Origin of the sequence: Rhodoblastus sp., from assembly GCF_019449565.1 — a bacterium.
GTDB lineage: Bacteria > Pseudomonadota > Alphaproteobacteria > Rhizobiales > Beijerinckiaceae > Rhodoblastus.
On sequence record NZ_JAGRPM010000047.1, the window covers coordinates 22,015 to 32,821 of the forward strand.

At 61.9% G+C, this 10,807-nt stretch carries 9 protein-coding genes and 1 other RNA gene; 5 read left to right on the top strand and 5 right to left on the bottom strand.

The genetic code is table 11. The features are described from left to right. Positions 1 to 95 precede the first annotated feature (95 nt). Positions 96 to 2,000 (top strand): propionyl-CoA synthetase, encoded by a 1,905-nt coding sequence (locus QZ409_RS11850; RefSeq protein WP_296711212.1) that lies wholly within the window; start codon positions 96 to 98, stop codon positions 1,998 to 2,000. Positions 2,001 to 2,134: 134 nt separating this feature from the next. Here the strand turns inward: QZ409_RS11850 and QZ409_RS11855 are convergent, their stop codons facing one another. Next, a complete protein-coding gene (locus QZ409_RS11855; RefSeq protein ID WP_296711216.1) occupies positions 2,135 to 2,881 on the bottom strand; it encodes a YebC/PmpR family DNA-binding transcriptional regulator in 747 nt (248 codons plus the stop codon). Positions 2,882 to 3,050: 169 nt separating this feature from the next. Here QZ409_RS11855 and QZ409_RS11860 point away from each other — a divergent pair, with 169 nt between their 5' ends. Continuing rightward, a complete protein-coding gene (locus QZ409_RS11860) occupies positions 3,051 to 3,962 on the top strand; it encodes a bestrophin family protein (RefSeq protein ID WP_296711219.1) in 912 nt (303 codons plus the stop codon). Here QZ409_RS11860 and QZ409_RS11865 read toward each other — a convergent pair. The 3 genes from QZ409_RS11865 to ssrS all read right to left on the bottom strand — a co-directional run bounded on the left by QZ409_RS11865 (position 3,955) and on the right by ssrS (position 5,544). Then, positions 3,955 to 4,785, bottom strand: coding sequence for a TIGR00282 family metallophosphoesterase (locus tag QZ409_RS11865; RefSeq protein WP_296711224.1), 831 nt, complete (start codon positions 4,783 to 4,785; stop codon positions 3,955 to 3,957). The genes QZ409_RS11860 and QZ409_RS11865 overlap by 8 nt on opposite strands. Next, the gene (locus QZ409_RS11870) at positions 4,758 to 5,375 is read right to left on the bottom strand and encodes a 5-formyltetrahydrofolate cyclo-ligase (protein WP_296711227.1); all 618 of its coding nucleotides are present in this window, start codon (positions 5,373 to 5,375) and stop codon (positions 4,758 to 4,760) included. The genes QZ409_RS11865 and QZ409_RS11870 overlap by 28 nt, the downstream gene beginning before the upstream one ends. 20 nt (positions 5,376 to 5,395) lie before the next feature. Further along, a non-coding RNA gene (ssrS, locus tag QZ409_RS11875) (6S RNA) lies at positions 5,396 to 5,544 on the bottom strand. Positions 5,545 to 6,068: 524 nt separating this feature from the next. Between ssrS and fumC the strand changes: the two genes are divergently transcribed. The 3 genes from fumC (at position 6,069) to QZ409_RS11890 (ending at position 9,996) form a co-directional block, all read left to right on the top strand. Then, complete coding sequence (gene fumC / locus QZ409_RS11880; protein ID WP_296711230.1) at positions 6,069 to 7,472, top strand: class II fumarate hydratase; 1,404 nt, start codon at positions 6,069 to 6,071, stop codon at positions 7,470 to 7,472. 38 nt (positions 7,473 to 7,510) lie between these two features. Next, positions 7,511 to 9,148 (top strand): NAD-dependent malic enzyme, encoded by a 1,638-nt coding sequence (locus QZ409_RS11885; RefSeq protein WP_296711232.1) that lies wholly within the window; start codon positions 7,511 to 7,513, stop codon positions 9,146 to 9,148. Between the two features lie 182 nt (positions 9,149 to 9,330). After that, positions 9,331 to 9,996 (top strand): hypothetical protein, encoded by a 666-nt coding sequence (locus tag QZ409_RS11890; protein ID WP_296711237.1) that lies wholly within the window; start codon positions 9,331 to 9,333, stop codon positions 9,994 to 9,996. A gap of 172 nt (positions 9,997 to 10,168) precedes the next feature. Here the strand turns inward: QZ409_RS11890 and QZ409_RS11895 are convergent. After that, the coding region (locus QZ409_RS11895) for a sigma-70 family RNA polymerase sigma factor (RefSeq protein ID WP_296711239.1) at positions 10,169 to 10,807 on the bottom strand (639 nt) is incomplete at its 5' end.

Below are 10,807 nucleotides of genomic sequence, written 5' to 3' on the forward strand. Positions count from 1 at the left end.
CATCCCCATCCTAGACTTATCGCCCGTTCCAGCGCACTTTCCGCAAAATTTGCCGCGCGACGATGGCGCGAAAAAATACGGGAGCGAGGGGAAACATGGCGAGCCGCTATCAAGAAGTCTATCAGTCCTGGCGCAAGGATCCGCAGGCCTTCTGGGCCGAGGCCGCCAAGGACGTTGACTGGATCAAGCCGCCGACGACCGCCTTCGATCCCAACGCCGGGGTCTATGGCCGCTGGTTCCCCGACGGCACGCTCAACACCTGCTATAACGCCATCGACCGGCATGTGAAGAACGGCCGCGCGCAGCAGGCCGCGCTCATCTACGACAGCCCCGTCGCCAATTCGAAGCGCGTCTACACCTATGAGCAATTGCTCGCCGAGGTGAACGCGGTCGCCGCTGTGCTCAAGGATCTCGGCGTCGTCAAGGGCGACCGCGTGCTGGTCTATATGCCGATGATCCCGGAAGCGATCATTGGCGTAATGGCCTGCGCGCGCATCGGCGCCATTCATTCCGTGGTGTTCGGCGGCTTCGCCTCCAAGGAGCTGGCCACCCGCATCAACGATTCCCAGCCCAAGCTCATTCTGACCACCTCCTGCGGCATCGAGCCGAACCGCGTCGTGAAATACAAGCCCCTACTCGACGAGGCGATCGATCTCGCGGACTCCAAGCCGGAAAAGGTGCTCCTGCTTCAGCGGCCGCAGGAAGCGGCCACGATGATCCCTGGCCGCGACGAAGACTGGGAGGCGCTGGTCGACGTCGCGCGCAAGGCGGGCCGCACGGTCGAGCCGGAGGAAATGGCCGCGACCGACCCGCTCTATATTCTCTACACTTCCGGCACCACCGGCGTTCCCAAGGGGGTCGTGCGCGACAATGGCGGCCATGCCGTCGCCATGTGCTGGACCATGAAGAACCTTTACGGCGTCAAGCCGGGCGAGGTGTTCTGGGCCGCGTCGGACGTCGGCTGGGTCGTCGGCCATTCCTATATCATCTATGGCCAGCTGCTCTATGGTGCGACCACCGTGGTCTATGAAGGCAAGCCGGTCGGCACGCCCGATCCGGGCGCCTTCTGGCGCATGATCGAGGAATATAACGTCGTCTCGCTCTTCACGGCGCCGACTGCGCTGCGCGCCGTGCGCAAGGAAGACCCCAACGCCGAGCACCTCAAGCGCTACAATGTCGGAAAGAGCCTTCGCGCCCTGTTCCTGGCCGGCGAACGCGCCGATCCTGACACTGTCGCCTGGGCGGAGCAGATTCTCGGCGTGCCGGTCATCGACCATTGGTGGCAGACCGAAACCGGCTGGGCCATTGTCGGCAACCCGCTCGGCCTGGGCGCCCTGCCCGTCAAGCATGGCTCGCCGACCGTTCCCATGCCCGGCTATGACGTGCAGATCGTGGATGAAGGCAGCCATCCGGTTCCGGCCGGCAAGATGGGCTCCATCGTCATCAAGCTGCCGCTGCCTCCTGGCTGCCTGCCTACCTTGTGGAAGCAGGACGAGCGGATGAAGGAATCCTACCTCATCGACTTCCCCGGCTATTACAAGACCGCCGACGCCGGCTTCGTCGACGAGGACGGCTACCTCTACATCATGGGCCGCACCGACGACATCATCAACGTCGCTGGCCACCGCCTCTCGACCGGCGGCATGGAGGAAGTGCTGGCCTCCCATCCCGACGTGGCCGAATGCGCGGTCATCGGCGTCAAGGACGAGCTGAAAGGCGAGCAGCCCTGCGGCTTCGTGGTGCTGAAGTCGGGCGTGACCCGCTCGCCGATCGAGATCGAGAAGGATCTGGTCAAGCTGGTGCGCGACAAGATCGGCCCCGTGGCAGCGTTCAAGATCGCGATCACCGTGCAGCGCCTGCCCAAGACCCGCTCCGGCAAGATCCTGCGCGGCACGATGAAGAAGATCGCCGACGGCGACGCCTGGACCATGCCCGCCACGATCGACGATCCGGCGATCATGGACGAAATCATGGCCGCGCTGGAGCACAAGGGTTTTTGAGCGCCGCGCGTTTGATGGCTCTTCTGACCCCGGCGGTTCGCTCCGCCGGGGTTTTTCTTCGGTAACACTCAAAATGAAAAACCCCGCTTCCGGCGCTCCGGAAGCGGGGTTTCGTTTTTGACGGCAGCGACCGTTCAGCCGCCCATCTTGACGACAAGCGCGTCGGATATTTCGAAATTGGCGTAGACGTTCTGCACGTCGTCATTGTCTTCGAGCGAGCCGATCAGCCGCAAAATCTTTTCACCGGCCTCGTCGTCCACCGCGATATTATTCTGCGGACGCCAGATCAGCTTGGACTTTTTCGCTTCGCCGAAGGTAGCCTCCAAAGCCTTCGCGACTTCCGCCAGCCCTTCCAGCGAGGTGGTGATCTCGTGGCCGTCGGGCGTGGAGGCGACATCGTCGGCGCCGGCTTCGATCGCCGCCTCCATCATCGCGTCCTCGCTGGCGACCTTGGCGTCATATTCGATCTGGCCGATGTGATCGAACATGAAGGAGACCGCGCCGGTTTCCGCCAGCGCCCCGCCCGCCTTGGTGAAATACGAGCGGATTTCGCCCGCCGTGCGGTTGCGGTTGTCGGTCAACGCCTCAATGATCACCGCGACGCCGCCCGGAGCGTAGCCCTCGTAGCGCACCTCGTCATAGTTTTCGCTATCGCCGCCCGAGGCCTTCTTGATCGCGCGCTCGATATTGTCCTTGGGCATGTTTTCCGCGCGCGCGGCGATCACCGCAAGGCGCAGGCGCGGGTTCATCGCCGGGTCGGGCATGCCCATCTTGGCCGCCACGGTGATTTCGCGCGCCAGCTTGGAGAAGACTTTTGAACGGATCGCGTCCTGCTTCCCCTTCTTGTGCATGATGTTCTTGAACTGACTATGCCCGGCCATTTTCGTCCCTGTGCTGAAATGCGCTCGCGCCGCCCCCGCAGAATTCGGGGGGCGAGCGGAAAAATTCGACGGCGCCTTATAGACGCGCGCCGCCCCGCTGAAAAGATGGGCTTTCCGCCGATGATCGCCAATATTACAGCCGGCCGGGAAAATATGCGAGGATCGCCGCATGATCGTTCAGAAGCAGCTCAATATCCCGGCCATGTTGTTCGCTTTTCGCGGCACCGTCGTTTTGCTGATCTGGCCTCATATCCTGCTGGTGGCCGCGGTCGCCCTTGCGGTCACCGCCGTCGCGGAGTTGCGGCCCGGCCTCCTGCCGGAAATCTCGCTCGCGCCTTTCAGCTTGCTCGGCCTCGTGCTGTCCATCTTTCTCGGCTTCCGCAACAACGTCTGCTACGACCGCTGGTGGGAAGGGCGCAAGCAATGGGGCCAGGCTATCGGCCACGCCCGGGCGCTCGCCCGCGAAATTCCCGCCTTCCTGCCGGACGAGGCGCCGCTCCGGAGCCGCATTTTACGTCGCGTCGCCGGCTTCGCGGCCTGTTTGGCGGCGAGCCTGCGCGAGCGCGACGAGGTCGTGGCGCTCGCGCCCTGGCTGCCGGAACCTGAAGCCGCCGCCCTACCCGACCTGCGCAACCGTCCGGCGGCGGCGCTCGCGGGCCTGACGCGTGATCTCGCCTCGGCGCGGCGCGAGGGCGCCATCGGCGAAATCACGCTGCAAATGCTGGAAGCCCATGTCGAGGGCCTGAGCGCCGTGCAGTCCGCCTGCGAACGCATCAATTCGACGCCGACGCCCTTTTCCTATTCGCTGCTGCTGCACCGGACCAGCTGGATTTTTTGCCTGCTCGTCCCGTTCGGGCTGGTCGGCGCGCTGGGCTGGCTCACGCCCTTTTTCAGCATGTTGCTCGCCTATGCCTTTTTCGGCCTCGACGCCCTTGGCGACGAACTGGAGCTGCCGTTCGGACTGGCGCCGAACCATTTACCGCTCGATTCCTTCGTCCGCGCCATTGAAATCGAGATCATGCAAGCCATAGGCGAAACGGCGCCCGAGCCGCTGCCGCCGGAAAACGGCCGGCTCACCTGATCGGGAGCGCCATGCCTTCGGGAACCGCCTGCCCCAGCCCGCCGCCAAGGCGCACGGGCGCGACGCGTTTCGCCAGGCCATCGGCGCCGGTCTCGACGAACAGGCCGCACAGGGTCGCGGGGCCATCGGCGGGCTCGAAACGCGCGCCCGGCGTCTTGCGGGTGAAGCGGCGGATCGGCTCTTCCTTGTCCATGCCGATCACGGAATCATAATCGCCCGTCATGCCTGCGTCGGTCTGGTAGGCCGTGCCGTGAGACAGGATGCGCCAGTCGGCGGTCGGCACATGGGTGTGGGTGCCGATGGCCAGCGAAACCCGGCCGTCCGCGAAATGGGCCATGGCTTGTTTCTCGCTCGACGCCTCGGCGTGAATGTCGAGGATCGCGGCGTCGCAGGCGAGCCCGAGCGGACAGGCGCCCAGCTCCTTCTCGACCGCCGCGAAAGGATCGTCCAGCGCATCCATGAACACCCGGCCCATGACGCTTATCACCAGCACGCGCTCGCCCTTGGCGGTCTCGTAAAGCCAGGCGCCCCGCCCCGGCGTGCCGGCGGGATAGTTCATCGGCCGCAGCACATGCGGCGCGCGCTCGATGAAGACCAGGGCCTCGCGCTGATCGAAGGAATGATTGCCGAGCGTGATGCAATCCACCCCGGCATTGAGGAATTCCTGCGCAATGGTTTCGGTGATGCCGAAGCCGCCGGCGGCGTTCTCGCCATTGGCGACCACGAAATCGAGGTCCAGTTGACGGCGCAGGTTGGGAACATGTTCGGAGATGGCGGCGCGGCCGGCCCGGCCGACTACGTCGCCGATGAAGAGGAGGCGCATGAAAATTCCGTGAACTCGAAAACCTCCGTCTCCGTTACCACGAAATCCAGCCCCTCGTCGTGTTTTTCACGCGGGATCCGTTCCGCTCGCTGGCGCGAAAAGGCAAGCCCTCCGGCCGCGATCAGGCCGCCTTCGCGGAGGCGCGCCAAGGTGGCGTCGTAATAGCCGCCGCCAAAGCCGAGCCGCGTTCCCGAGTCGTCGAAGCCGAGCAAAGGGGCGAACAGGATTTTCGGGACCATTTCAGGCGCCGTCGCGACCGGTTCGCGCAGGCCGAAACGGCCGCACGCCAGAGGGTCGCCCGGCTTCCAGAGGCGAAAGGCCAGCGCCGTCGCCTTGGCGCCGGCGACCGGCAGCAAAGTGGGAAATCCTATTTCCGCGAGCGCGCGCAACAGCGGCAGGGAATCAAGTTCGCCCGGCAGAGAGGCGTAAAGTGCGACCGGCGTGCTGGCGGGGTCGCGCGCGCCCAGCTTCTCAAGCAGAAAGGCGAGAGCGCGTCCGGCGACGCCTTGCGCCGCCGCCCCGGCGGCTTCGGGCGAAATTTTCGCGCGCGCCTCGCGCAATCGAGCGCGAAGTTGCGCCTTATCCGTCATGGAGCTCACGAAAAAATGGGTGCGGGCCGCATAAGCCGTGGGACGCGATCCCGGGTACCTACTAGGTAGGTGGGCGCCATGTGCCTAAGTCCACGGACGAAGACAGGGACAGCTCCCGTTGGGATCGTAAGGCCCCGGGGAAATATCCACACGCACCCCGCAGCGCCGCCTTTTCAATTTAAGCATTTATGGCGGAGGGCGCCAGCCCCGTTTGCGCCTTTGGCCGGAAATGGGCTCAATTCGGTCATAGGGCAAATGTCCGGACAGCAAGGGATCACCGCCGCGCCGCAGCTTTTTCGGCGGAGATTGGACATGTTCCCGCGATTTGGCTTCGCGGCCGACGCACGCTGTGGAAAAATGGCGGCTCACCTAACTGAGTCGGAAAGCTGGACGTGAAGCGAGCGAAACGCGAAAGGTCAGTCGCCGTGGCTGGTGCGCGAGGGAGCGCGCCGCGCGCCCTGGCGCCGCTACACATTCAACGATTCCGATTTCGTTGGCGAGGCGCCGCAGAAGACGGCGCCTTCGACGCGCGATCCGCGACGCCAGCCACCCTCGTTCGCGCCCCCATTGCGAACGCGCTGAATGACGGCGCCATCATTGGGGCAGCCCTGCCCTGACGGCCGCTTGACCGAGGTCCCCTCAGGGCAAGTCTTGCCCGAGGAAAGGGCGCTCTGAAATCCTGGAAAGACTCCAATGAAAAATATCCGGTCTGAAACCGATAGTTTGGGCGCGGTGGACGTACCCGCGGACAAGCTCTGGGGGGCGCAGACGCAGCGGTCCCTCGAGCATTTTTCGATCGGCGTCGACCTTATGCCGCGTGAGATGATCAGCGCTTACGCCTTCCTGAAAAAAGGCGCGGCGATCGCCAATCACAAGGATGGACGCCTGCCCGATCAGCAATATGAATTGATCGTCGCAGTCTGCGATGAAATTCTCGCCGGACAGCATCACGACATGTTTCCCCTGCACGTTTGGATGACCGGCAGCGGGACCCAGTTCAACATGAACGTCAACGAGGTCATTTCGAACCGTTGCTGCCAGCTTGCGGGCAAGCCCTTGGCCAGCAAGACGCCGGTTCATCCCAATGATCACGTCAACATGGCGCAGTCGTCCAACGACTCCTTTCCCTCGGCCATGTATATCGCGGCGGCGGTCGGCGTCTCGAAAAGCCTTTTGCCGGCTGTCGCCGCACTGCGCGACGCGATCGCAGCAAAGGCCGACGAGTGGAAAGACATCGTCAAGATCGGCCGGACGCATATGCAGGATGCGACGCCGCTTACATTGGGACAGGAATGGTCGGGCTACGCCGGCATGCTGTCCGACGACCTCGATAATATCGAGGCCGCGATGAAGGGCGTTTATCGTCTCGCGCTTGGTGGAACGGCGGTCGGCACCGGGCTGAATTCCGCTCCGGGCTTTGCCGAGGCGGCGGCCGCTGAAATCGCCGGATTGACGGGCCTGCCTTTCGTCACGGCGCCCAATAAATTCACGGTCCAGGGCGCGCATAATGCTTTGGTCAATCTCTCGGGCGCCTTGAAAACGCTGGCGGTCTCCCTGTTCAAGATCGCCAATGATATCCGGCTGATGTCCTGCGGGCCGCGCGCAGGCTTCGCGGAGCTGATGATCCCGGAGAACGAGCCCGGCTCCTCGATCATGCCGGGCAAGGTAAACCCCACGCAATGCGAGGCGATCACGATGGTCGCCGTGCAGGTCATGGCGAATGATGTCGCTGTCAATTTCGGCGGCGCCAGCGGCTATCTCGAGATGAATGTCTACAAGCCGCTGATCATCCACAATCTGACGCAATCGATCCGTCTGCTGACGGACAGCTGCGTCAATTTCAATCGGTTCCTGGTCGCCGGAACCCGGCCCAATCTGCAGCGGATCAAGGCTTATGTCGATCAATCCCTGATGCTGGTGACGGCGCTTGCGCCCGTGATCGGCTATGATCAGGCGTCCAAAATCGCGCATCACGCGGCGGACAACGACCTCACCTTGAAGGCCGCCGCTCTTCAACTCGGCATCGTCTCGGAAGCGGAATTCGACCGGATCGTCGATCCCGCCAAGATGGTCAGCCCTTACGTCGCCGCGGAATAACGCGGTCCATTCACAGCCAAAGCGCGATGGTGAAGAACATGTCCAATCCGACTACGAAAAAGCGCGGCGCCGACCTGCTGCTGGATCCCGCTCTCAATAAATCGACGGCCTTCACGGAAGCCGAGCGCCAAGCTCTCGGCATCGTCGGCCTCGTGCCCGACGTCACCGAATCCGAAGACCTTCAGCTGCGTCGCGTCCTGCAGCAACTCGGCCACAAGTCGACGGATCTCGACCGCTACATCTACCTCGTCAATCTGCTCGATCACGACGAAACGCTGCTCTATCGCACGATCATGTCCGATCCCGCGCGGTTCCTGCCGATCGTTTACGATCCGACCATCGGCGAAGTCTGCCTCAAGTTCGGTCATATCTTCCGCGCGCCGCGCGGCATGTATCTTTCGATCGACCGCCGTGGGCATGTTCGCGAGGTCCTGCGCAATTGGCCGGTCGAGGACGTCCGGTTCATCTGCGTGACGGATGGCGGCCGGATCTTGGGGCTTGGCGATCTCGGCGCGAATGGAATGGGCATTCCGATCGGCAAGCTGCAATTATACACCGCCGCGGCCGGCGTGCCCCCGCGCGGTCTGATGCCTATGTATCTCGACGCCGGCACGAACAACGAGCAATATCTGCAGGATCCGCTTTATCTCGGCCTGCGTCGCAAGCGGCCGCCGACGGAAGAGCTGTTCTCCTTCGTCGACGAATTCATGGACGCCGTCCAGGAGGTCTTCCCCAAATGCTGCGTGCATTTCGAGGACTGGACGGGCGCCGACGCCGTGCATCTCCTGCAGCGTTATCGCGACAAATATTGCGTCTACAATGATGACGTCCAGGGAACCGCCGGAATCACGCTCGCCGGGATGATCAACGCCTGCAAGCTTAAGGGGACGCGCCTCGCGGATGAACGTTATTTGTTCCTCGGCGCCGGGTCAGCTGGCGTTGGCCTCGCCAATCTGCTGTGTTCGGCTTTGGTGGAACAAGGCCTGACGCTGGAGCAGGCTCAGGCCAATGTCCACATGTTCGACGTCAACGGCCTGCTCGAATCGTCGCGCACGGACCTGTTCGATTTCCAGCGACCCTATGCGCATCCGCACGCGCCGACGCGCGATTTCGTCGCCGCGATCAAGAGCGTCAAGCCGACGACGATCATCGGCGTCAGCACGATCGGCGGCGCGTTCAGCAAGGACGTGGTCGAAGCGATGTGCGCAATCGACGAGCGCCCGATCATTCTCGCTCTGTCCAACCCGACCGAACACGCCGAATGCACGGCCGAGGAAGCCTATCGCTGGTCAAAGGGAAAGGCCATTTTTGCGGCGGGCGTACAGTTCCCGCCGGTCCAGTTGGACGGCAGAACCTATCTGCCGGGCCAGGCCAATAATTTCTACATTTTCCCCGCTATCGGCATGGCGGTCTATGCGACCGAGGCCAGCCGGGTTCCCGACGAGCTGTTCATCGAAGCGGCGAAGGCCGTGGCCGACCAAGTGCCCCACGATCTTCTGAAACAGGGGATGCTTTACCCGCCCCAGTCGAACATTCTGGAGACCGAGATCAAGACGGCCACGCGCGTCGCAACGCGGATTTTCGATCTGGGACTCGCGCGCGTGGAGCGCCCCAACGACATCGAAGCGCTCGTACGGAGCCATGTCTACAACCCGCAATATGCCTCGTTCGCCTAAGACCCGGCCGCCGCAGGCGAAACCCTGTGGCGGCTCTTCGCCGCCTCGGCGGGATGACTGCATCGCGTAAAAATTATGAGGAGTCGCCAGTTTCCTTTCGAAAGGAAGCGTAGCATAGTTGTATCACCTACGACACGGAGACCGGCAGATCGGTGTATTATCCTGCGTCCTGGAGCAAAATTATGGATACAATTTTAAATACGAATTTTTCAAACATAAAAGATCATTACATTTATTTTGGCAACCTAGGCCCGGATGAGCTGCAATATAAATCTGGTATGTTCTATGGCCTCGCTTTGCACCCGCAATTCGATCGCGATATATTTCATGATGCCAAAAATGAAATGCCATTTCATGATAATAGTGTAAAATGGTTCCAATCTCAGGATGTGTTCGAGCATATTCCATACGAATGCATCGCCACGATATTTAACGACATTTACCGCTGCCTTAGCTTTGGCGGAATATTCCGGCTTAGCTTGCCAGATTATCACTCTTCCTTATTACGCAACCGCTCGGTCTACGATTCGAACGGAAAAATTTTGTGCGATCTGGCAATGGGCGGACGCGTATCGAGCGATATGGTGGGCCCCATCAAAGTGAGCTGGGCAGGCTCCGAAGGAGACGCTCATCTCTGGTTCCCGACTTATGCAAAGCTTGCGCGCCTCATTCTTTCATCGAATTTACGAAAATGCACAACAATCATGGTGCATCACGCCTGGTTTGACGCCCATGACTATGTTTGCGAGGCATTCGATCAATCGATCATGCCAGTGATGCTGACGCCACCGGGGGACATGAGATCAGACGGCAAACCAATTTCCCTCGTCGTCGATTTCATCAAATGAACATTGGGGCGCTGCCAAGCCTGGAAAATGAGGTCCGCGCCGATCGGCAAAAAGCCCGAAGGAAGCGCGGAATTGTTTTCCACCAAGTGCGCGCAGGCCGGCATCATGTTTCGGCGCCAGCCATCGGAGTCCTAGAAAATAAAAAGCCCGCGAAACTCGCGGGCTTTTTGCGTCAATTGTCCAGGAAGGACCGCAGCTTGCGGCTGCGCGAGGGGTGCTTCAGCTTGCGCAGGGCCTTGGCCTCGATCTGACGGATGCGTTCGCGCGTCACGGAGAACTGCTGGCCGACTTCCTCCAGCGTGTGATCGGTGTTCATGCCGATGCCGAAGCGCATGCGCAGCACGCGTTCTTCACGCGGCGTCAAGGAAGCCAGCACGCGGGTCGTCGTCTCGCGCAGATTGCTCTGGATCGCGGCGTCGATCGGCAGGATCGCGTTCTTGTCCTCGATGAAATCGCCGAGATGCGAATCTTCCTCGTCGCCGACGGGGGTTTCGAGCGACAGCGGCTCCTTCGCGATCTTGAGAACTTTTCGAACTTTCTCCAGGGGCATGCCGAGCTTTTCGGCCAATTCCTCCGGCGTCGGTTCGCGGCCGATCTCGTTGAGCATCTGGCGCGAGGTGCGCACGATCTTGTTGATGGTCTCGATCATGTGCACGGGAATGCGGATGGTGCGCGCCTGGTCCGCGATCGAGCGGGTGATCGCCTGCCGGATCCACCACGTCGCATAGGTCGAGAACTTGTAGCCGCGGCGGTATTCAAATTTGTCGACCGCCTTCATCAGGCCGATGTTGCCTTCCTGGATCAGGTCGAG